We start from the raw sequence: 20,297 nt of genomic DNA on the forward strand, positions 1-20,297 counted from the left end.
AGCGCGCGCTGGTGGCGCGGGTGTTCGGCGCCGCCGTCGATCCGGGACCGGTACGGATCAGACAACAGAAATACTGGATGTGGCAGCCGGCCTGGGTGACGATGGCGCCGGACGGTGACCTGTGGTTTCACCCCAATGGCGACAATTGCTGCGCCGATTTCGCCGCCACCGACATCGACCGCGAAGGCCATTTCATCCATGAAATGACGCATGTGTGGCAGGTGCAGATCGGCGGCAACCTGCTGTGGCGGCGGCTGCCCTGGGCCCCCTATCGCTACCTGCCGCTGGTGCCGGGAAAGCCGTTCGCCGCCTATGGGCTGGAGCAGCAGGCGGAGATGGTGCGGGAGGCGTGGATGCTGGCGCGGGGGCTGCGGCTGCCGGGGCGGCCGGCGCTGGCGGATTATGCCGCGATCATTCCCTTTTTCCAGCCATAACCGCCGACGAGTTCGCCATACATGTCGAACAGGGCATCGAAATGCCGCCCCGCCGGCGCCACGCGGGTGCGGCCGGCGGCGATGGCGGCGTGGCGCAGGGCATCGGGGTTGCGCGCCAGCAACCGGTTGATGGCGGCGGTCGCCCCGGCACGGCTGCCGGGTTCATAGGTTTCCGACCAGTCGGGGTGGGCGAGCGCGCTGCACCCGCCGACACTGGGGACGATCAGCGGGGTGCCGCTGGCCAGGGCCTCGGCCGCGACCAGTCCGAAGGTCTCGCTGCTGCACCCATGGATCAGCGCATCGGCGGAGGCGAGGAGGCGGGCGATGAGCGCGCGGTCGCCGATCTGGCCGGCGACATGGACGTGCGCGGCGTTCGCCGCGGCCCGGTCGACCGCGGTGCGGGACAGGCCGTCCCCCACCAGCAGGAGGCCGACGGGGCGGCTGGCCTGTGCCGCGTTCGCCGCCTCGATCACCATCGGCCAGCGTTTTTCGGGGTGATGGCGGCCGATGCCCAGCAGCAGGGCGGCATCGGGACCGAGGCCGGTTTTCGCCAGCCATTCGGCGCGCAGCGCGGGCGACCGCTTGCGTGGCGAGAACAGCCGCGTGTCGATGCCGAAGGTGGCGACGCGGGGTTGCGCAACGCCCTGCCCGGCCAGGCGCTGGGCGAGCCAGTCGCCGCCGACCACCACTTCATCGAAGCGGCTGGCGAGGCGGCGGAGATAGTTCCAGAACCAGCCGAACAGCCGGTCGATCTGGTCCCGCCGCAGCGCGCCGCCCAGCCACTGGTGTGGATAGCTGGCGACCGGGTCGGCGTGCATGAACAGGACCCGCTTGGCATCGCCGCGCCAGCCGGCGGCGATCCAGGCGCCGCGCCAGGGAGAGGAGGCCTCCAGCACATCGGGCTGCTCGGCATCGAGCACGCGATGCACATCCTCGGCATTCCAGAACACATGATAACGCTTGTCGAGCGGCAGGACCGGGGCCTTCACCCAGATCACCTTGCCGCCCTCGCGCTCCTCCGTGCGGTTTTCCGGGCCCGGCGCGATCACGGTGACGGCATGGCCATGCGAGGCCGCCAGCGCGATCTTCTGGTCGACGTAGGTTTTCACGCCGCCCCCCAGGGGGGCGTAGAATTCGGCGACGTCGACGATCTTCATGCTTACTGGCCTTCTGCCATGCGGGTGGGGGGGGGTGGCGACACGGTCGAGCGGGCGCATGGCAAGACCGCGCAGATAGTTGAGGGTGACCGGAATCTCGGTGACGCCGGTGCCGATGGTGACGGTGACCTTCGACACGTCGGGCTGGCTCCATCCCAGTTTCGGATTGTTGGAGAAGCCGACGCCATGCTGGCGGAAGTTGAATTTCCGCACGCCGTCGGTCGAGTGCACGACGTTGATGGCATAGCGGCCGGCGGCGGGCACCCGCAGGCAGAGGTTGATGTTGCCCGAGGCCGGCACGCGCAATTCGGCCCGGCGGAAGGGCTTGCCTTCCTGCTTCAGGACATAGTCGTCCTTCAGGAAATCCTCTTTTGTTGCCGGGAACAGCTCGGCGCGGATGGTGCCCTCGCGGTTTTTCAGGCCGGCGACCTGCACCAGCACGGCGGGGCCGCGGCCCGAGGTGCAGGCGTCGGCATCCTCGCCCAGCACCTGGGCCTGGACCGGGACGCCAAGGAGAGCGAGCAGGAGAAGCGGAACACGGATCATGCGGGAGCCTTTCGCAACAGTTCAGCCCCCTGAACGAGCGCGTAACCAAGCGCGTGGAAGACGAAGGTCATGGCGGCGGTCGCCGCCAGCAGCGCCGCCACCTGCGGCTGCGCGGCACCGGCGAGCGCCACGGCGAGGCCGGTGAACAGCAGGTCCTTGTTGGGGACGAGCGGCAGGCGGCTGATGATGAGGCGCATGGCACCCAGCAGCAGCCAGACACCGACGCTGACCGCCGGGAGCGCCATCGTCCAGGCGACGAGCACCAGCGCGCCGGCGGCCCCCAAGCGGAGGCAGGCGACGAGGAAGGCGAAGCGGTTGTCCGCGGGCGACAGGCTGAGGACGCGCTTGCGGAACAGGACGAGCGCGACGGACACCGCCATCACCAGCGCGGTGCCGAGTGCGATGGCGCGCATCGTGTCGCCGGAGATGGCGGCCTGGAACAGCGCGCTGTGGGCGAAGGGGAGCGCGGCGAGCACGAGCAGTAGCGTCGCGAGGTTGCCGGCCAGCGCCGACATGATGGCGACATCCTTGACGCCGGCCAGCGCCGATTCGCGCAGGCGGGCGCGGTTGCGCGCCCAGACGAACAGCCAGGCCTCGCCGGAATAGCCGAACACGGCGTCGTTCAGCACCCGCTTCTTGACGAACACCCCGAACGCCGGCCAGCCGATGTTCCAGAGCCGGCGGAAGATCAGCAGCTCGGAGAAGGGCAGGGTGAAATAGGCGGCCGCCAGCAGCAGGTAGAAAAGCGGGTTGGCGGGAAGCACGGCGACGATCGCTGCCCAGCCGAGCTGGCCGACACTGTAGAACAGGAAGCCGATGACGCCGGCCGACAGCGCGAAGCCGAGCAGCCGCTGCCAGTTCGGCGTGCGGTTGTCATCGGCGTCGAGGGCCAGGGGGGCGGTGGCAAGGGTCAAGCAGCGGTTCCATCCGGGCGGAGGCCCGGTCATGCTGCGGACCTAGGCGGGGATTGCGACTCAATCGGGGCAGTTTCGCGGTCAGAAGGGGATGCGCTGCCCGTCCCAAGCGAGCGCGAAGCCATTGTCCTCTCGGGTCAGGCCCTGGATCACGCGCCACAATTGCGCCGCGCTGTGCGCCGGCGTGAAGAGTTTCTCCGGCGCGACGTTCCGCTGGAAGGGTTTCGACAGGCCGGTGTCGACCGTGCCCGGATGCAGCGTGACCGCGACCGCGGCCGGGTTCTTGCGCGCCAGTTCGATGGCGAGCGTGCGCACCAGCATGTTGAGCGCCACCTTCGAGGCCCGATAGCTGTGCCAGCCGCCCAGGCGATTGTCCGCAATCGAGCCGACCCGGGCGGAGAGCGCGGCGAAGACGGAAGGGTCGCCGCGCCGCAGTTTCGGCAGCGCATGTTTGGCGACCAGCGCCGGCCCGATCGTGTTGATGGCGAAATTCTCCGCCATCCAGGCGGCGTCGAGCTGCCGCCAGTCGCGCTCGGGCTGGCGGTCCTCGCGGTGCAGCAGCCCGGTGGCGACGATGACGCCAGCAAGGTCGGCAAGGGGCGCGAAGGCGGCGGCGATGCTGCCCTCATCGGTCAGGTCGAGACCGGTGCGGCGCGACAGTCGCACGACAGGCGCACCGGTCGCCGCGATGACATCGGCGAGCGCGCCACCGACCCCGCCCGATGCGCCGACGATGGCCCAGGCGGTCAATCCTCGTCCCTCGGTTGCGGCGGGGGCGCCTGCTCGCCCGGCTTGCGCGTGATGCCGGCCATGATCAGGTTGGGGATGCGGCTGTTGTCCCACTCGTCGGCACCGTCGCGCTTGCCCCATTCACCGGTGCGCACGATCACCAGCTGCTCGCTGGGGACGATCCACACCGCCTGGTTGCTGTTGCCGTCGAACAGGAACAGGTCGGCGGCATGATAGGGTTCGCCATGCAGCACCTTGCGGCCGGGGCGGGTGGGGTTGGCGAACCCGCGACGTTCGATGAACGGGCCGGCGACATAGACGCCCAGGCCATACCAAGGGTTCTGCTTCGTCGGCGTGCGCATGGCGGTGACATAGCCGGCGGGAAGCAGTCGCGTTTTGCCAATGAAACCATCGTTCGCCAGCAAAACGGCGATGCGGGCCCAGCTTTCGGGTGGCAGCATGATGCAGCAGCCGCTGTGCGCGAGGCCGCCGGGCCGGTTCAGCCAGACCTGGCCGCCGGCGGCACCGATGGGTTTCAGGATTTCCGTGGAGACGAACTCCGCATAGCGACGGCCGGTGGCGCGTTCGATCAGCAGCGCGACCAAGTCGCTGGTGACATTGGAATACTCGTAACGCGTGCCGGGCGGATCGGTCAGCGGATAGTCGTTGACCATGACATGGTCATGGTTGGGATGCAGGTAGGCGCGGTTCCAGATGCTTTGCGGGGTCGGTTCGAAGCCCTGCGCCAACAGGCCGGAGCGCATGTCGAGCAGGTGGCGGACCAGGATCGCCGCCTTCGGCGTGCCCTTCCATTCAGTGATGAAGTCGGCAACGGGCTGGTCGAGCGACTTCACCTTCCCCAGCATCAACGCACGACCGACGACGAGCGCGGTCAGCGGCTTTGCCAGCGACTTGCTGACGATGGTGTCGGCGGCGGTGCGGCCGGGGGCATAATATTCGCCGACCAGCCGGCCGCGGTGCAGCACCAACAGGCTGCTGCTGTTCTGCGTGGCGGCATAGTCGGTCGCCGCCTTCAGTGCGGCGGGATCGATGCCGTCGCTGCCGCGCGGCAGCGGCGTCGGTTTCGCGGCGCCGGGCACCGGCTCCAGCGGGTCATAGGCGGGCAGCTCCCCGCTGCGGCTGGAGGCCATCGCCTGGAAGCGTTGCAGATAGACGGCCTCGGTCTCCGGCGTTGGTGCGGCCAGCGGGGGATTGGTGGCGACGGTGGGGGCGGCGAGCACCGGCGTCGCGAGCAATGTGGCGATCAGGGCACGAAGCAGCATCGGCACTCTCCTTGGCCGCCGCCCTATCACAGCGTTGCGCCGGGGCAGCCTGTGGAAGCCGCCAGTTCATCCGCCTGCCGGACAGCGGGCGGGTGCGACGCTTTGCCGGGCGCGGGCGGCCGCGATAGGGCGGCGCAAAGGGAGTGTGGCGATGGGCGGCTATTCGAAGGCAGCGAAACTGTGGGGCTGGCTGATGATGCTGGCCTATGGCCTGCATAGCCTGATCACCATCAACCTGCCGCGCACCGACAAGGCGCTGCCGCTGCGCGACGAGCTGCGCGGCTGGCATTATCTGGCGGGCACGCTGCTGTTCATCGCAGTCAGCGTGCGCATTTTCATCTGGTTTCGTGAACGGCATCGGGAAACGCCGCCGGCCGGGCTTCCGGAGGGTGCGTTCCGCTGGGGACGGGCACTGGCAGCCGCGTCCTGGTTCCTGATCTTCCTCGCGCCTTTCTTTGGCGTGCTTTACGCCTGGTCGCAGAGCCTGCCGGTGCATCTGGGGCCGCTGCCGGCGCTGCCGCCGCTGGTGGAGGCGAACCGGCTGCTGTGGCAGTTCACCGGCTATTTCCATTCCGGCCTGGGCTTCATGCTGCTGCTGCTCAACCTGACGGTGGTGCTGTCGGGCGGCTTTTTCCTGCTGCGTTACGGCCATGGCCTGCTCAGCGCCTTTCCCCCGGGGCAGGGCGCGCTGAGTCTGGTGGGGCTGAGCGTGACGGTCTATGCCTTCGCCACCTTCCGCTCGCCCGATCCCGGCCCCGTCGCGGTCGGCATCTTCTGGCTGATCTGTGCAGCGGTGTGGGGGCTGTCGCGCCTGCTGAAACGACGCGAGAAGGCGCTGGATGCGCCGCGCCGGCCGGTGCATCCGGCGATGGCCTATGCCATCCCGGTCGCGGCGGCGGCGATCGTCGTGGGGGGGGCCTATGGCCCGCATGCGATGTTCCGGGTGACGCCCTGGCCGATGGGCGAGGTGGTGGAGGCGCCCGATGGCGTGGAATGGCACGCCGCACGGGTGCAGGCGGTGACGCTGCCGACGCCGGCCGAGCTGGCGGAAGCGCGGCGGATCGGGCAGGACACCTACAAATGGTGCACCTTCTGCCACACGGTGACCAAGGGCAAGAAGCATCTGGTCGGGCCGAACCTGTTCGCGCTCTATGGCCAGAAGGCAGGCACGGTGCCCAATTTCGCCTATTCCGATGCCATGGTGAAGGCGCGGGAAGGCGGGCTGGTGTGGAACGACGAGACCATCGCCGCCTATATCGCCGACCCCGACCGTTTCATGCCGGGGACGAGCATGATCATCAGCAGTGGCCCGGTGAGCGATCCGAACGTGCGCGCCGCGGTGGTGACAATCTTGAAATATGAAACCATGCGGCCGGAGGCCGGGGAGTAGGTCAGGCCTTCTCCAGCGTGCATTGCAGCGGGTGCTGGTGCTGTTTGGCGAAATCCATCACCTGCGACACTTTGGTCTCGGCGACCTCGTAGGTGAAAATCCCGCAGACGCCGACGCCCTTCTGGTGGACGTGGAGCATGACGCGAGTCGCGTCCTCGATGCTCATCTTGAAGAAGCGCTGCAGGACATGGACGACGAATTCCATCGGGGTATAATCGTCGTTCATCAGCAGCACCTTGTAAAGGGACGGTTTTTTCGTCTTCGGTGCAGTCTTGGTGATGACGCCGGTACCGGTCCGCCCGTCGTCCTCGTCACGACGCTCCGCCATCAGGGTAGGAGAAGGGGCGCTGGTCATCATGGGCCGAATTATTGAATCCTGAGGGATAGGACAAGCGGGAAGATGGCCAACCGCAGGGAACGCGCGGGCACATCGCGGGCTTGTGACGCTTGTCATTGTGTTGTCATGAAGCTTGGCGCAAGGGAAGGATTGTAGATCATCCATGAGTAAGCGCTTGTCCTTCCATCGCCTGACCCCGTCATTGGTGCCGCTGTTGTTGCTTGCCGCGGGTTGCTCGCAGGGCGAGGCCAAGGATGATGCCGCCAAGGGCAGCGGCGGTGGCGGGGGACGCGCCCCGTCGGTGTTCGTCGGCACGGTCGCGACGGCGTCCTTGTCCGACCGGATCGAGGCGGTCGGCACGGCCGTGGCGAATGAGCAGGCCAGCCTGAACAGCACCGTCAACGAGCGCATCGAGAGCGTGCGTTTCGCCGACGGCGCCTTCGTGCCGAAGGGGGCGGTGATCGCCACGCTGTTGCAGGCGGAGGAATCGGCCAATCTGGGCGTGCAGAGCGCCCGGCTGAAGGAGGCCGAGTTGCAGCTGGCGCGGCTGCGGCAGTTGCAGGCGCAGGGCTTTGCCACCAAGGCGCGCATCGACGAGCAGGTGGCGGCGGTGGAGACGGCGCGGGCGCAGGGCAATGCGGTGCGGGCGCAGATCGGCGACCGGGTGATCCGCGCCCCGTTCAGCGGCTGGCTGACGCTGCGGCGCGTCTCGCCGGGCGCCATCGTCACCACGGGAACGCCGATTGCCACGATCGTCGACTATTCAAGGATAAAACTGGATTTCACCGTGCCCGAGCTGCTGCTGGCGACCATCCGCCCCGGCCTTGCCATCGAGGCGACGGCGCCGGCGTTTCCGGGCGAGACGTTCACGGGCACGGTGGCCAGCATCGACCCGCTGGTCGACCCGGTGACGCGCGCGGTGACAGTGCGGGCGCTGCTGCCCAACCCGCAGCTGAAGCTGCGGCCGGGCATGCTGCTGACGGTGGAGCTTTCCGGGCGGCCGCGGCAGACCCTGGTGGTGCCGGAACTGGCGGTGCTGGGCCAGGGCGGCGAGAATTTCGTCTATCGCGTGGGACAGGACAACAAGGCGGTGCGGACACCGGTGGAGATCGGCATCAAGCGCGACGGCAAGGTGGAGATCCGCAGCGGGTTGAGCGCCGGCACGCGGATCGTGATCGATGGCACGGTGAAGGTGCGTGACGGCGGCGCGATCCGGCCGGTGGATCCGCAGGCGGCGCGGGCCGGGCGGCCGCAGAAGGCGGCGGCATGACGCTGTCGGACCTGTCCGTCCGGCGGCCGGTGTTCGCGGCGGTGATGTCGCTGATGCTGCTGCTGGTGGGCATTGTCGCGTTCGGCCGGCTGCCGGTGCGGGAGCTGCCCGACATCGACCCGCCGGTGGTGTCGATCGATGTCACCTATCGCGGCGCCTCCGCGGCGGTGGTGGAGAACCGGATCACCCAGCTGATCGAGGACCGGATCAGCGGCATCGAGGGCATCGAGAATGTCATCAGCCGCTCCCGCGACGGGCGCGCCGACATCACCATCGAATTTTCGGCGACCCGCGACATCGACGCGGCGGCAAATGATGTGCGCGACCGGGTGGCGGGCGTGCTGGATGACCTGCCCGACGACGCCGAGCCGCCGGACATCCGCAAGGTGGATGCCGATGCGCAGCCGATCCTGTGGATGAACCTGCTGCACCCGACCTGGACCAAGATGCAGCTGTCGGACTATGCCGACCGTTTCCTGCTGGACCGCTTCGGCGCGATCAACGGGGTAGCCCGCGTGCAGATCGGCGGCGAGGCGCGGCCGTCGATGCGGGTGTGGCTGGACCGGTCGAAGCTGGCGGCCTTCCAGCTGACGCCGGCCGATATCGAGGCGGCGCTGCGGCGGCAGAATGTCGAGCTGCCGGCGGGGCGCGTGGAGGGCGAGACCAAGAATCTGACCGTCCGGGTGGCGCGCAATTTCGTGACGCCGGCGCAATTCGAGAACCTGGTGGTGACGCGCGGCAGCGACGGCTATCTGGTGCGGCTGGGCGATGTCGCACGCATCGAGCAGGCGCCCGAGAACCGCTATGTCATGTTCAACTCCAATGGCGAAAGCGCCATCGGGCTGGGCATCGTGCGGCAGTCCGGCGCCAATACCTTGCAGGTGGCGGACGATGTGAAGGCCGAGATCGAGCGGCTGAAACCGACGCTGCCCGCCGGCATGATGCTGGCGGTGAGTTTCGATTCGTCGCAGTTCATCGACCGGGCGATCCACAATGTCTGGGTGACGCTGGCCGAGGCGGCCGTGCTGGTGGTGCTGGTGATCTATGCCTTCCTCGGCTCGCTGCGGGCGACGATGATTCCGGCGGTGACGGTGCCGATCTGCATCGTCGCCACTTTTGCCGTGCTGTGGGCGTTCGGCTTCAGCCTCAACCTGCTGACCTTGCTGGCGCTGGTGCTGGCGATCGGGCTGGTGGTGGATGATGCCATCGTGGTGCTGGAAAACATCTATTACCGCATCGAGCAGGGCGAGACGCCGCTGGTCGCCGCCTATCAGGGGGCGCGGCAGGTGGGGTTCGCGGTGATCGCGACGACCATCGTGGTGTGCGCGGTGTTCGTGCCGGTGATGTTCATCGCCGGCAATACCGGCCTGCTGTTCCGGGAGCTGGCGGCGGCGATGATCGGGGCGGTGGCGTTCAGCGGCTTCGTGGCGCTGTCGCTGACGCCGATGCTCTGTTCCAAGCTGTTCAAGCCGCTGGAGCCGGGCAAGAGCGGGCACAACCGCATCACGCAGTGGATCGACGCGCGCTTCGCCTCGCTCTCGGCCGCCTATCGCTCGCGGCTGACCAAGCTGATCAACCGCCCGCTGCTGGTGGGCGCGGTGGCGTTCGGCGTGGTGGCGGCGTGCGGCCTGCTGGGCACCATGCTGAAATCCGAACTGGCGCCCGAGGAAGATATCGGCAATTTCCAGGTGAGCGTCAGCGCCGCCGAAGGCACCGGCTTTGCCCAGATGCAGCGCTATATGGAGCGTATCCAGGGCAAGATGCTGCCGCTGGTGGAGGAAGGGACGATCCGCCGCATGATCACCCGCGTGCCCGGCGGCGGCGGGGGGGGCGGGGGCGAGGAATATAACAGCGGCGCGATGACGGTGTTCCTCTACCCCTGGGAAGAGCGCGACTATACCACCCGCGAGGTGGTGGAACGCGTTCAGAAAATCCTGCGCAGCGATCCCAGCGTGCGCGGCAATGCCAGCATCCCGTCCTCGCTGTCGCGCGGGCGGGGGCGGCCGGTGAATTTCGTGATCGCCGGCGGCACGTTCGAGGAGCTGGCGAAGGCGCGCGACGCGATCCTGAAGGCGGCGGAGAGCAACCCCGGCCTGGTGGATGTGGACAGCGACTATAAGGAAACCAAGCCGCAGATCCTGATCGACATCGACACCGCGCGGGCGGGCGACTTGGGCGTGCCGATCGCCGACATCGGCTCCACGCTGGAGACGATGATGGGCAGCCGGCGGGTGACCACCTATGTCGACCGCGGCGAGGAATATCGCGTCATCCTGCAGGCCGGCGATGCAGACCGGGTGTCGCCCGACGACCTGTCCAACGTCTATGTCCGTTCCACGGTGACGCGGCAGATGATCCCGCTGTCGAACCTGGTGCAGCTGCGCACGGTGGCGGAAGCGGGTGACCTGGGGCGGTTCGACAAGCTGCGCGCGATCACCATCAGCGCCAACCTGGCACCCGATTATACGCTGGGCGAGGCGCTGAGCTGGCTGGAGGCGGAAGCGGCGAAGCAGCCACAGGTCAGCCGCGTGGGCTATCGCGGCGAATCGCGGGCTTTCAAGCAGACCGGCGCCTCGCTCTACATCGTGCTGGGGCTGACCGTGGTCCTGGTGTTCCTGGTGCTGGCGGCGCAGTTCGAGAGCTTCGTGCACCCGACGGTGATCATCCTGACCGTGCCGCTGGCGGTGGGCGGTGGCCTGCTGGGGCTGTTCGCCATGGGCGGGACGCTGAACCTCTACAGCCAGGTCGGCATCGTCATGCTGGTGGGGCTGGCGGCGAAGAACGGCATCCTGATCGTGGAGTTTGCGAACCAGCTGCGCGACGAGGGCAAGGCCTTTCTGGACGCCATCATCGAGGCGAGCGAGCGCCGGCTGCGCCCGGTGCTGATGACCAGCATCGCCACCGTTGCCGGCGCCGTGCCGCTGATGCTGGCGAGCGGCGCCGGCGCCGGCAGCCGGCGGGCGATCGGCGTGGTGATCGTGTGGGGCGTAAGTTTCGCCACGCTGCTGACGCTGTTCGTGATCCCGGTGTTCTACGCGCTGCTGGCGCGGCGCACGCAATCGCCGCAGACCATCGCGCGGCGGCTTGACAGCGAAATGGCAGGGCAGCCGGCGGCGGCGGAATAGCGGCGACTCGCTTTTTGCGCCGCGCGACGCTATCTTGCCCTCATGCAGAACCAGAATGCGATTCTCGAGGATCTTGCCCGGCTTGCGAGCAGCGTGGCGGGAACCGTGGCCGGCGCCGGGCGTGAGGCGGAAGCGAAGCTGAAGGAAAAGCTGCGCGAGGCGATGGGTGGCGTGGACATGGTGAGCCGCGAGGAGTTCGAGGCGGTGCGCGAAATGGCGGCGAACGCGCGGGCCGAGGTGGCGGCGCTGCGGGCCGAGCTGGACGCGCTGAAGGCCAAGGGCTGAGCGCTCCGGCCGATTTATCCACAATATTCCCGTCCGCCGATGCGGCGAGACTTGCACCGCCGGTTCTGATGCCCCAAGATGTGGGGGCTGATCGGCAACAGGAGCCCCATCCCTTGACCAGCCTTCAGTTTGAAAGCGCGCCGGATCCCGCCGCCCCCATCGACATGCTGGAACATTATTTCAGCAGCCACAACTGGGCGTTCGAGCGCGCCGGCGATGAGGAGATCGTCTGCACCGTGAAGGGCAGCTGGTCCGAATATGAGCTGCGCGCGCTGTGGCGCGAGGATGAAGGCGTGTTGCAGTTCATCGCGCTGACCGGGATCAGCGTGCCCGAGGCCAAGGCCAGCGACGCGCGGGCGAATGTCTATGAGGTGCTGGGGCTGATCAACGAGCAGCTGTGGCTGGGACATTTCGAACTGTGGTCGGCGGACGGCTCGGTGCTGTTCCGCCACGCGGTGCTGCTGGACGGCGAGGAGGATGAGCCGGCGCTGACGCTGTCGCAGACCGAGGCGCTGGTCGATGCCGCCATCGACGAGTGCGAACGCTTCTATCCGGTGTTCCAGTTCGTGCTGTGGGGCGGGAAAAAGCCGGCGGAAGCGCTGCAGGCGGCGCTGCTGGACACGGTCGGCGAGGCCTGAGGCGCGGCGCGACTTTTCGAGTCGCACTCACATTATTCCCCCTGCCACGCGCGAATGAGCTGTTTCGTGCCATGATTTTTTCGCATGGCTGCCATGCGCCAGCGGATGTCCTTCAAGATTAATCTCGCTTTAACAGCATGTTAATATTCCCACGATGGACGTCGCTTATGTGTCGGTCGGGAAATTCGCGTGGCACTCAAATTTTCGCTTGACCGCCAACTGAGTGACACTTTAAAGCTCCACTCAGTTGAATTGAGCGGAACTCGAAACCGCTCCGTTCACCAACCGGTGCCGCCCCGCCCCTCCCCCGGAGCAAGGACGACGCCCATGATCAGGAAGGATTTTGACATGCGCTCGATCAGTTTCGCTCTGCCGCTGGCCCTGGTTGCCACCGTTGCCACCTTCGGCCTGTCCGCCGGCCCGGCCATGGCGTCGCCCGAAGCCTGTGCCGCCGCGCCCGCCGCGCTGACCACGCTCGCCAACAAGGCGACCGGTGACGCCCAGCGCATCGCGCTGTCCAACATCTCGCTCGGCCAGAAGCTGTGCGAAGCCGATGCCCGTTTCGAGGCGTCGAAGAAGTTCAAGGTTGCCGCCAAGGCGCTGGGCACCGATCTCGCCGCCGTGATGAACGGCACCGCGACGGCCGCCGCCGCCGAGTAAAAGACAAGCTCCCACGACAGGCGTCCCCCTCCAACCGCCTGTCCCCTTGGGCCGCCCTGTCCCTTTGGACCGGGCGGCCCTTTGCGTTCCATGGCGGTTGTCCCGTTCCGCGGCGCGTGCCAAAGCGGCGCGATGGGTGATCATCTGAGGCTGGAGTTCGAGGGCGCGGTGGCGCACCTGAGCATCGACCGCGCCGACCGGCGCAATGCCTTCAACCAGGCGATGTGGGAAGCCATGCCGGGCCTGATCGAGGCCGCGGTGGCGCCACCGGCCGTGCGCGCGGTGATCCTGCGGGCGGCCGAGCCGGGGGTGTTCTGCGCCGGCGCGGACATCGCCGAATTCGCGACAAAAGCGCCCGATGCCGAGTGGCGGCGCGTGAACCAGGCGGCGATCGCGCGCACACAGATCGCACTCGCCCGGGCGGCGAAACCGGTGATCGCGGTGATCGACGGCGATTGCGTCGGCGGCGGCTGCGGCCTGGCGCTAGCGGCGGACATCCGCGTGGCCTCGCCCCGCGCGCGCTTCGGCATCACGCCGGCGAAGCTGGGCCTCGTCTATTCGCTGCACGACACCAAGCTGCTGGTCGACCTGGTCGGCCCGGCACAGGCGAAGCGCATCCTGTTCACCGCCGGGCTGCTGGACGCGGCGGAGGCGACGCGGATCGGGCTGGTAACGATGCTGGCCGACGATCCGCTGCCGGCGGCGCTGGCGCTGGCGGCGCAGATCGCGGCGACCTCGCCGTTCACGCATCGGCATGCCAAGGCGATCGTCCGCCGCATCCTGGACGGGGAGAGCGCGGATTCGCCGGAGACGGCGGCCCTGTTCGACAGCGCCTTCACCGGCGCGGATTTTCAGGAGGGGGTGGCGGCGTTCCTGGCCAAGCGCGCCCCCGTTTTCGCCGACCGGTGAGCGCCCTGTCGAGCGCCGCAGAAGTCATTGCCGGCAGCGACGGCCGCTGGCTGATCGTGGCCGACCACAGCAGCGCGGCGGTGCCGCCGGGCATCGACCTGAAGGTGGCGCCGGCCGTGATGGGCACCCACATCGCCGTCGATCTGGGCGTGGAGGCGCTGAGCCGCACGCTGGCCGCCGACCTTGGCTGCCCGGCGGTGCTGGCGACGGTCTCCCGCCTGGTGGCGGACTTCAACCGGCCGCTGGACAATGAGGGGATGGTACCGGCGAGCAGCGATGGAGTGACCATCGCCGGCAACGTCGGGCTTTCGGCCGAGGCCCATGAGGCACGGCGGGCATGGCACCGCGATTACCACCGCCGGCTGGCGGCGCAGGTGGCGCAGCAACGCCCGCGGCTGTTGCTGAGCCTGCACAGCTTCACCCCGGCGCTGGCGACCCGGCCGGACGAGGCGCGGCCCTGGCCGGTGGGCATCCTGTGGAACGAAGATGCGCGGGGGGCGGAACCGGCGATCGCCGCATTGCGGGCGCGCGGCCTGCTGGTGGGGGAGAACCAGCCCTATTCCGGGCGCGAGCTGAATTTCAGCATGGACGTGCATGGCGAAGCCAACGGCATCCCCTACACCGGGTTCGAGGTGCGGCAGGACGAGCTGGCGGACGATGCCGGCATCGCGCGCTGGAGCGCGCATCTGGCGGCGGCGGCGCGCGCGGTGCTGGACGCGCTGCCATGATCGGCCGCGTGCTGGGCTGGATGCTGAGCCTGGTCTTCGGGCTGGTGCTGCTGTCGCTGCTGTGGGTGCTGGCCTATCGCTGGGTGGATCCGCCGATCACCTGGATCCAGGCGCGGGACCGGCTGGCGGGCGTGCCGGTGCAGCAGCAGTGGGTGGGGCTTGAGGGCATGACGCGGGCGATGCCGCGCGCGGTGATCGGGGCGGAGGACGCCAATTTCTGCGCCCACAACGGGTTCGACCTGGAGGCGATCGAGGCGGCGATGGAGCGCAACGCCAAGTCGAAGCGGGTGGTGGGCGGTTCGACGATCAGCCAGCAGACGGCGAAGAATGCCTTCTTGTGGCCGCAGAGGAGCTGGGTGCGCAAGGGGCTGGAAGCTTACTTTACGGTGTTGATCGAGCTGGTGTGGGGCAAGCCGCGGATCATGGAGGTGTATCTGAACATCGCCGAGATGGGCCGCGGCATCTATGGCGTGGAGGCGGCATCCCGCCATTATTTCAACAAGAGCGCGGCGACGCTGACGCGGCGCGAGGCGGCGCGGCTGGCGGCGATCCTGCCGCAGCCGATCAAGCGCGATCCGACCGAGTTGAAGCGCAAGGAACGGCGCAAGGCGCGGGCGATCGAGAAGCGCATCCGCGTGGTGCGCGACGAGAATATCGACGCCTGCCTGTTTTAGAACAACCAGCTGGTGGGATCGGCAATCGGGCTGCGGCTGCCGGCGGCGCTCAAGGATTTGGCGCAGCGGACGATGAACCAGATGGCGACGACGGCATAGAGCAGGATGCCGATGAGGGCGACCACCAGGATGGTGGCGATGGCGGAATAGAGGAGGCCGATCCAGAAGGTGCGGATGAGATATTGGTAATGGCTCGATTCCCAGTCGGCGTGCGCCTCGTCCTTCCAGACATAGGCCAGCACGACGCCGATGATCGCGGTGATGCCGACGAGGAAACTGGCGAGGTAGAGGATGGCGATGATCGTGGGCCGGGGCGTTCCCTGCTGCGTCTCGCTCATCTCAATCCTCCTGCTGCGGGGTGACCGGGGCGCCGGCGTGGGCGGCGTTGGCCTTGTCGCCGCCCAGGCCGCCGGGCAGCGCGTTGGAGGCGCGCGCGGCTTCCCTGTCCGCGGCGGCTTCGGCCTGGGCGGCGCTTTGTATGCCGACGCCGCGTTCGGCCATCTGGTTGAAGGCGCCGGCGGCCTCGCGCGCGGTGGCGCAGCCGGCAAGGAGCGCGAGCAGCAGGAGCGGCAGCAGGGGTTTCATGGCCGCGACTGTTGACGCAGCGCGCGCGTGTTGGCAAGCGGGCTTCACCATCACAGGCGTGGACGGCCGCCGGCGGGCAACCGCGGGAGGAAAGTCCGGGCTCCGCGGATCAACGGTGGCGGGTAACGCCCGCCGGGGGCGACCCCAGGGACAGTGCCACAGAAAACAGTCCACCGTCCGGCTTTCGGGTGACGGCCAGGGCGAAACGGGGCGGCAAGAGCGCACCGCGCGGCTGGCAACAGCCGTGGCAGGGCAAACCCCACCGGGAGCAAGACCGAATAGGCGCGTCAGGCAGGATCCAGCCGACGGCGCGCGGGTTGGTTGCTGGAGGGTGCGGGCGACCGCATCCCTAGAGGAATGGCCGTCCAGGGCGTTCGCGCCCGGACAGAACCCGGCTTACAGCGCCTGTGGTGGGATTGCCGGGTCAGTAGTGAAAACGGCATTGCGCGATTTCCAGCCGTTGCTCCTTGCCCTGCCCGGCTACACGATAGACCAGCCGGTCTTCGCGTGTGATGCGACGGGACCAGAACCCTTTCAGCTCGTTTTTCAAAGGCTCCGGCTTTCCGGTTCCGGTGAAGGGGTGACGACAACATTCCTCGATCAGGGCGTTCAAACGTTCCAGGGTCTGCCTGTCCGTTGCCTGCCAGTGACAATAGGCTGTCCAGGCGGTCGGGAAGAAGACGATGATCACGGATTGATGAGTTCGCGTTCCACACCCAGCCCGGCGTTCAAGCCGGCCACCGCCTCGCGCAACGCCGCCGCATTGGCCGGCGTGGACAAGAGATAGGCAGTCTCGTCCATTGAGTTCCAGTCCGACAGCGATACGATCACCACCGGCTCCCCGTTACGGCGCGTGACGATGACAGGCTCATGGTCATCGACCACCCGGTCCATCACGGTTTTCAAGTTCGCCCGCGTATCGGAATAGTGCATTGCTCGCATGGAGACGATATTGTGCAGGATGTTGCACAAGTCAAGTCGCGCTTGCCCATGTTTCCCGTCGCCGCCATAGGCTGCCCTTCATGCATGATATAAAAGCCATTCGTGCCGACCCTGCGTGGTTCGACACCATGTTAGCCAGGCGCAACATCCCAAGCGCCTCAAAATCCATCATTGAATCGGACGCTCGGGTCAAAATCTACGAAACTCAAAATCAGGAACAGGCCGCACAGAAAAACCAGATTGCCAAAGCCGTCGGTCAGGCCAAGGCAAGCGGAGACACGGAGGCTTTGCAACAGCGACTGGAAGATGCGCGTCTTCATGCCGCGATGAGCGAATCGATCGGCGAGCTCATCGCTGAGCATTCCAAATCACGGGATGACCTCCTCGCCGCGCTGCCCAACCTGCCAGCCGATGATGTACCAGATGGCGCAGACGAGAGCGGCAATGTCGAGCTGAAGCGCTGGGGCACGCCACGGCAGTTCGATTTTGCGCCGCGCGACCATGACGCCGTCGCAGCCCGCCTTGGCTATGATCCCGAGGCCGCCGCCGCCATCGCCGGCGCGCGCTTCGCCATCCTGCGCGGCGGGCTGGCGCGGCTGCATCGGGCGCTGGGACAGTTCATGCTGGACACCCACACGCGGCAGTTCGGCTATACCGAAACCATCGCGCCGCTGCTGGTGCGCAGCGAGGCGATGTTCGGCACCGCGCAGCTGCCGAAGTTCCGCGACGACCAGTTCGAGACCACCGATGGCCGCTGGCTGATCCCGACCGCGGAAGTGTCGCTTACCAACCAGGTGCGCGAACAGATCCTGGACGGCGAGCGCCTGCCGCTGCGTTTCACCGCGCTGACCCCCTGTTTCCGCAAGGAGGCGGGCGCCGCCGGGCGCGACACGCGCGGCCTCATTCGCCAGCACCAGTTCGAGAAGGTGGAGCTCGTCAGCATCACCCGGCCGGAGGACAGCGACGCCGAGCATGAGCGCATGACGCGCGCCGCCGAATCGATCCTGGAGGCGCTGAACCTGCCCTATCGCCGGATGATCCTGTGCGCCGGCGACATGGGCTTTGCCGCGCGCCGGACCTTCGACCTGGAGGTGTGGCTGCCGGGCGCGAAGGCGTATCGGGAGATCAGCAGCTGCTCGACCTGCGGCGATTTCCAGGCGCGGCGCATGGAGGCGCGGTTCCGCACCAAGGGGGAGAAGGGCACGCGCTTCGTCCACACGTTGAACGGCAGCGGGCTGGCGGTGGGGCGGGCGCTGGTGGCGGTGATCGAAAATTACCAGACGGCGGACGGCGCTGTCATGATTCCCGATGTGCTGGCGCCCTACATGGGCGGTCTGAACCGGTTGGAGCCTGAGAGTTGATGCGCATCCTGCTGACCAACGACGACGGCATCAACGCGCCGGGCTTCGCCGCGCTGGAGCGGATCGCGGCGCAACTGTCCGACGATGTCTGGATGGTGGCGCCGGCGGAGGAACAGTCCGGCGCCGGCCATTCGCTGACGCTGACCCGCCCGCTGCGGATGCGGCAGCCGGGCGAACGTCGCTTCGCCATCGCCGGCACGCCGACGGACAGCGTGATGATGGCGCTGGGGATGGTGATGAAGGACAGCCCGCCCGACCTGATCCTGTCCGGCGTCAACCGCGGCCCGAACATGGCGGAGGATGTGACGTATAGTGGCACCGTCTCCGCCGCGATGGAGGGGACGCTGGCGGGCGTGCGCTCGATCGCGCTGTCCCAGGCGATGAACGATTACACCGTGGGCAACGAAAGTTTCGCCAGCGCCGAGGCGAGCGCCGCCGACATCATCCGGCGGGTGGCGGCGGCACCCTGGCATCCGGGCACGCTGGTGAACATCAATTTCCCGACGCGGGCGGAGCCGCTGGGCGTGCGGGTGACCGAGCAGGGTTTCCGCGACTATGGCCATATCGCCATCGAGCGGCGGGTGGACCCGCGCGGCTATCCCTATTTCTGGTTCGGCTATGGCCGGGAGATCGAGACGCCGGCGCACCGCACCGACCTGGAGGCGGTGCGCGCCGGCTATGTCAGCGTGACGCCGCTGCACCTGGACCTGACCGCGCGGGAGGCGATGGCGGCGCTGGCGGCGACGCTGGAATAGGAAAAGGGCGGGGTTTGCCCTCCCCGCCCTCTCGTGACGAACTGTGAATCCGGCGCATGTCCCGATGCGCACTCTGGTTATGCAAGCAGCTTGCCAACCGCGATGGGCGCGCGAAATTTCTTGATTATCAATGTTTTGATAGCGCTGTGTCGCCAAGTTTATCCATTTATGTGTAAAGTTTTTCGACACGCCGCGTGCGATGTCCGCGCCTTGCCTTGGCGCGGCAGCTGCCGCATGGGGCGCGCATGAACAGCCCTTCTCCGCTTCGCATCGGCCTTGCCGGCCTTGGCACCGTCGGCGCCGGTGTCGTCCGCCTGCTGGATACCAACGCCGCGCTGGTGGCGCGGCGGGCCGGCCGGCGCATCGAGGTGAGCGCCGTCAGCGCCCGCGACCGTGCGCGTGCGCGGGGCATCGATCTGGGGCGCTTCGCCTGGGAGGATGATGCGACCGCGCTGGCGGCACGCGACGATGTCGATTGCGTGGTGGAGCTGGTGGGGGGCGCCGATGGCCCGGCGCTGACGCTGGCGCGGGCGACGCTGGCGGCGCGGAAACCCTTCGTCACGGCGAACAAGGCGATGCTGGCGCATCATGGCCTGGCGCTGGCGCAGGCGGCGGAAGAGGCCGCCGTGCCGCTGAAGTTCGAGGCGGCAGTGGCGGGCGGCATTCCGGTGATCAAGGGCATCCGCGAGGGCGCGGCGGCGAATGAGCTGGCGCGGGTCTATGGCATATTGAACGGCACCTGCAATTACATCCTGACGCGGATGGAGCATGAGCGGCTGGGCTTTGCCGAGGTGCTGGCGGATGCGCAGCGGCTGGGGTTCGCCGAGGCCGACCCGACCTTCGACATCGAGGGCATCGACGCCGCGCACAAGCTGGCGATCCTGGCCAGCCTGAGCTTTGGCACGCGCATCGATTTCGCCGGCGTCGCCACCCAGGGCATCGCGGCGGTGACCGCGGGCGACATCGACCATGCGGCGACGCTGGGCTTCCGCATCCGGCTGGTGGGCAGCGCCGCGGTGGACGATGGCCGCCTGATGCAGCGCGTGCACCCCTGCCTGATCCCGCTGGGGCATCCGCTGGCGGCGGTGGAGGGCCCGCTGAACGCGGTGGTGGCGGAGGGCAATTTCGTCGGCCGGCTGTTCTTCCAGGGGCGCGGCGCCGGCGAGGGGCCGACGGCGAGCGCGGTGGTCGCCGACCTCATCGACATCGCGCGCGGCGAGGCGGGGCCGGCCTTTGCCATGCCGGTGGCGGCGCTCGCCGCGATGGCGCCCGCCGATCCCGGCGACAGTGTCGAGCGCTGCTATCTTCGCGTGACGGTGCAGGACCGGCCCGGCGTGCTCGCCGAGCTGACCGCGGCGCTGCGGGACGCGGGCGTGAGCATCGAGAGCCTGATCCAGCGCGGGGTGGGCGAGGATGGCGGCGTGTTCGTGGCGATGGTGACGCATGTGGCAAAGGGGCAGGCGGTGGCCGCGGCGCTGAAGGCGATGGCCGCCGGCAGCAGCCTGACCGCGGCGCCGGTCATGATGCCGATCATCGAGCGCTGAAAGCGGCCGTGGGCGCTGGCAATCGGTGCGG

At 68.0% G+C, this 20,297-nt stretch carries 22 protein-coding genes and 1 other RNA gene; 14 read left to right on the forward strand and 9 right to left on the reverse strand.

What is annotated here, in order from left to right:
• Window positions 1-11: 11 nt before the first annotated feature.
• Complete coding sequence (locus tag H3309_RS14620; RefSeq protein WP_398398713.1) at window positions 12-434, forward strand: vgr related protein; 423 nt, start codon at window positions 12-14, stop codon at window positions 432-434.
• Here the strand turns inward: H3309_RS14620 and H3309_RS14625 are convergent.
• The 4 genes from H3309_RS14625 to H3309_RS17405 form a co-directional block, all read right to left on the reverse strand.
• A complete protein-coding gene (locus H3309_RS14625; protein WP_207791519.1) occupies window positions 401-2,137 on the reverse strand; it encodes a glycosyltransferase in 1,737 nt (578 codons plus the stop codon). The genes H3309_RS14620 and H3309_RS14625 overlap by 34 nt on opposite strands.
• Window positions 2,134-3,051: a hypothetical protein gene (locus H3309_RS14635; RefSeq protein ID WP_182295530.1), complete on the reverse strand. Its 918-nt coding sequence runs from the start codon at window positions 3,049-3,051 to the stop codon at window positions 2,134-2,136. The genes H3309_RS14625 and H3309_RS14635 overlap by 4 nt, the downstream gene beginning before the upstream one ends.
• 81 nt (window positions 3,052-3,132) lie before the next feature.
• On the reverse strand, window positions 3,133-3,801 hold the full coding sequence (locus H3309_RS14640; RefSeq protein ID WP_243453754.1) for an SDR family NAD(P)-dependent oxidoreductase: 669 nt from the start codon (window positions 3,799-3,801) through the stop codon (window positions 3,133-3,135).
• The gene (locus tag H3309_RS17405; protein WP_243453755.1) at window positions 3,798-5,063 is read right to left on the reverse strand and encodes a serine hydrolase domain-containing protein; all 1,266 of its coding nucleotides are present in this window, start codon (window positions 5,061-5,063) and stop codon (window positions 3,798-3,800) included. The genes H3309_RS14640 and H3309_RS17405 overlap by 4 nt, the downstream gene beginning before the upstream one ends.
• Window positions 5,064-5,214: 151 nt before the next feature.
• On the opposite strand from H3309_RS17405, the gene H3309_RS14645 reads away from it, so the two are divergent.
• A complete protein-coding gene (locus H3309_RS14645; protein WP_182295534.1) occupies window positions 5,215-6,453 on the forward strand; it encodes a c-type cytochrome in 1,239 nt (412 codons plus the stop codon).
• A 1-nt stretch (window position 6,454) separates the two neighbouring features.
• Here H3309_RS14645 and clpS read toward each other — a convergent pair whose 3' ends face one another.
• A complete protein-coding gene (clpS, locus tag H3309_RS14650; protein ID WP_182298815.1) occupies window positions 6,455-6,781 on the reverse strand; it encodes an ATP-dependent Clp protease adapter ClpS in 327 nt (108 codons plus the stop codon).
• Between the two features lie 172 nt (window positions 6,782-6,953).
• Here clpS and H3309_RS14655 point away from each other — a divergent pair, with 172 nt between their 5' ends.
• From H3309_RS14655 to mtgA, 8 genes are all read left to right on the forward strand, one after another.
• Window positions 6,954-8,060, forward strand: coding sequence for an efflux RND transporter periplasmic adaptor subunit (locus H3309_RS14655; RefSeq protein ID WP_182295536.1), 1,107 nt, complete (start codon window positions 6,954-6,956; stop codon window positions 8,058-8,060).
• A complete protein-coding gene (locus H3309_RS14660) occupies window positions 8,057-11,185 on the forward strand; it encodes an efflux RND transporter permease subunit (RefSeq protein ID WP_182295538.1) in 3,129 nt (1,042 codons plus the stop codon). Before H3309_RS14655 ends, H3309_RS14660 begins: the two co-directional genes overlap by 4 nt.
• A gap of 93 nt (window positions 11,186-11,278) precedes the next feature.
• Window positions 11,279-11,470, forward strand: coding sequence for an accessory factor UbiK family protein (locus H3309_RS14665; protein ID WP_243453756.1), 192 nt, complete (start codon window positions 11,279-11,281; stop codon window positions 11,468-11,470).
• 113 nt (window positions 11,471-11,583) lie between these two features.
• Window positions 11,584-12,108 carry a type III secretion system chaperone family protein gene (locus tag H3309_RS14670; RefSeq protein WP_243453757.1) on the forward strand — a complete coding sequence of 175 codons (525 nt, stop codon included), beginning with the start codon at window positions 11,584-11,586 and terminating at the stop codon, window positions 12,106-12,108.
• Window positions 12,109-12,456: 348 nt separating this feature from the next.
• On the forward strand, window positions 12,457-12,768 hold the full coding sequence (locus H3309_RS14675; protein WP_182295544.1) for a hypothetical protein: 312 nt from the start codon (window positions 12,457-12,459) through the stop codon (window positions 12,766-12,768).
• A 132-nt stretch (window positions 12,769-12,900) separates the two neighbouring features.
• Window positions 12,901-13,677: an enoyl-CoA hydratase-related protein gene (locus H3309_RS14680; protein ID WP_182295546.1), complete on the forward strand. Its 777-nt coding sequence runs from the start codon at window positions 12,901-12,903 to the stop codon at window positions 13,675-13,677.
• Window positions 13,674-14,405: an N-formylglutamate amidohydrolase gene (locus H3309_RS14685; RefSeq protein WP_243453758.1), complete on the forward strand. Its 732-nt coding sequence runs from the start codon at window positions 13,674-13,676 to the stop codon at window positions 14,403-14,405. The genes H3309_RS14680 and H3309_RS14685 overlap by 4 nt, the downstream gene beginning before the upstream one ends.
• On the forward strand, window positions 14,402-15,079 hold the full coding sequence (gene mtgA / locus H3309_RS14690; protein WP_182295548.1) for a monofunctional biosynthetic peptidoglycan transglycosylase: 678 nt from the start codon (window positions 14,402-14,404) through the stop codon (window positions 15,077-15,079). The genes H3309_RS14685 and mtgA overlap by 4 nt, the downstream gene beginning before the upstream one ends.
• On the opposite strand, the gene H3309_RS14695 is transcribed toward mtgA, so the two are convergent.
• Window positions 15,076-15,417 (reverse strand): DUF4870 family protein, encoded by a 342-nt coding sequence (locus H3309_RS14695; protein WP_182295550.1) that lies wholly within the window; start codon window positions 15,415-15,417, stop codon window positions 15,076-15,078. The genes mtgA and H3309_RS14695 overlap by 4 nt on opposite strands.
• 1 nt (window position 15,418) lies before the next feature.
• Window positions 15,419-15,664: a hypothetical protein gene (locus tag H3309_RS14700; RefSeq protein ID WP_182295551.1), complete on the reverse strand. Its 246-nt coding sequence runs from the start codon at window positions 15,662-15,664 to the stop codon at window positions 15,419-15,421.
• 50 nt (window positions 15,665-15,714) lie between these two features.
• Here H3309_RS14700 and rnpB point away from each other — a divergent pair.
• Window positions 15,715-16,079: RNase P RNA component class A (gene rnpB / locus H3309_RS14705), an RNA gene on the forward strand.
• Window positions 16,080-16,088: 9 nt separating this feature from the next.
• On the opposite strand, the gene H3309_RS14710 is transcribed toward rnpB, so the two are convergent.
• Both H3309_RS14710 and H3309_RS14715 read right to left on the reverse strand, forming a co-directional pair.
• Complete coding sequence (locus H3309_RS14710; protein ID WP_182295552.1) at window positions 16,089-16,355, reverse strand: Txe/YoeB family addiction module toxin; 267 nt, start codon at window positions 16,353-16,355, stop codon at window positions 16,089-16,091.
• The gene (locus H3309_RS14715) at window positions 16,352-16,606 is read right to left on the reverse strand and encodes a type II toxin-antitoxin system Phd/YefM family antitoxin (RefSeq protein WP_182295553.1); all 255 of its coding nucleotides are present in this window, start codon (window positions 16,604-16,606) and stop codon (window positions 16,352-16,354) included. Before H3309_RS14715 ends, H3309_RS14710 begins: the two co-directional genes overlap by 4 nt.
• Window positions 16,607-16,686: 80 nt before the next feature.
• Between H3309_RS14715 and serS the strand changes: the two genes are divergently transcribed.
• The 3 genes from serS to H3309_RS14730 all read left to right on the forward strand — a co-directional run bounded on the left by serS (window position 16,687) and on the right by H3309_RS14730 (window position 20,266).
• The gene (serS, locus tag H3309_RS14720) at window positions 16,687-17,967 is read left to right on the forward strand and encodes a serine--tRNA ligase (RefSeq protein ID WP_182295554.1); all 1,281 of its coding nucleotides are present in this window, start codon (window positions 16,687-16,689) and stop codon (window positions 17,965-17,967) included.
• Window positions 17,967-18,722, forward strand: a complete 756-nt coding sequence (gene surE, locus H3309_RS14725; RefSeq protein WP_182298817.1) for a 5'/3'-nucleotidase SurE — start codon at window positions 17,967-17,969, stop codon at window positions 18,720-18,722. Before serS ends, surE begins: the two co-directional genes overlap by 1 nt.
• 245 nt (window positions 18,723-18,967) lie before the next feature.
• Complete coding sequence (locus H3309_RS14730; protein ID WP_182295555.1) at window positions 18,968-20,266, forward strand: homoserine dehydrogenase; 1,299 nt, start codon at window positions 18,968-18,970, stop codon at window positions 20,264-20,266.
• The last annotated feature ends 31 nt before the right edge of the window (window positions 20,267-20,297 follow it).

Source organism: Sandaracinobacteroides saxicola (genome assembly GCF_014117445.1).
GTDB lineage: Bacteria > Pseudomonadota > Alphaproteobacteria > Sphingomonadales > Sphingomonadaceae > Sandaracinobacteroides_A > Sandaracinobacteroides_A saxicola.

Excerpts from the sequence above, each read along its gene's own strand:
- mtgA (WP_182295548.1), top strand. The coding sequence starts at position 14,402 with ATGATCGGCCGCGTGCTGGGCTGGATGCTGAGCCTGGTCTTCGGGCTG.
- H3309_RS17405 (WP_243453755.1), bottom strand. The coding sequence starts at position 5,063 with ATGCTGCTTCGTGCCCTGATCGCCACATTGCTCGCGACGCCGGTGCTC.
- H3309_RS14675 (WP_182295544.1), top strand. The coding sequence starts at position 12,457 with ATGCGCTCGATCAGTTTCGCTCTGCCGCTGGCCCTGGTTGCCACCGTT.
- H3309_RS14730 (WP_182295555.1), top strand. The coding sequence starts at position 18,968 with ATGAACAGCCCTTCTCCGCTTCGCATCGGCCTTGCCGGCCTTGGCACC.
- surE (WP_182298817.1), top strand. The coding sequence starts at position 17,967 with ATGCGCATCCTGCTGACCAACGACGACGGCATCAACGCGCCGGGCTTC.
- H3309_RS14700 (WP_182295551.1), bottom strand. The coding sequence starts at position 15,664 with ATGAAACCCCTGCTGCCGCTCCTGCTGCTCGCGCTCCTTGCCGGCTGC.
- clpS (WP_182298815.1), bottom strand. The coding sequence starts at position 6,781 with ATGGCGGAGCGTCGTGACGAGGACGACGGGCGGACCGGTACCGGCGTC.
- H3309_RS14645 (WP_182295534.1), top strand. The coding sequence starts at position 5,215 with ATGGGCGGCTATTCGAAGGCAGCGAAACTGTGGGGCTGGCTGATGATG.
- H3309_RS14660 (WP_182295538.1), top strand. The coding sequence starts at position 8,057 with ATGACGCTGTCGGACCTGTCCGTCCGGCGGCCGGTGTTCGCGGCGGTG.
- H3309_RS14655 (WP_182295536.1), top strand. The coding sequence starts at position 6,954 with ATGAGTAAGCGCTTGTCCTTCCATCGCCTGACCCCGTCATTGGTGCCG.
- H3309_RS14680 (WP_182295546.1), top strand. The coding sequence starts at position 12,901 with ATGGGTGATCATCTGAGGCTGGAGTTCGAGGGCGCGGTGGCGCACCTG.
- H3309_RS14625 (WP_207791519.1), bottom strand. The coding sequence starts at position 2,137 with ATGATCCGTGTTCCGCTTCTCCTGCTCGCTCTCCTTGGCGTCCCGGTC.
- H3309_RS14695 (WP_182295550.1), bottom strand. The coding sequence starts at position 15,417 with ATGAGCGAGACGCAGCAGGGAACGCCCCGGCCCACGATCATCGCCATC.
- H3309_RS14715 (WP_182295553.1), bottom strand. The coding sequence starts at position 16,606 with ATGCGAGCAATGCACTATTCCGATACGCGGGCGAACTTGAAAACCGTG.
- serS (WP_182295554.1), top strand. The coding sequence starts at position 16,687 with ATGCATGATATAAAAGCCATTCGTGCCGACCCTGCGTGGTTCGACACC.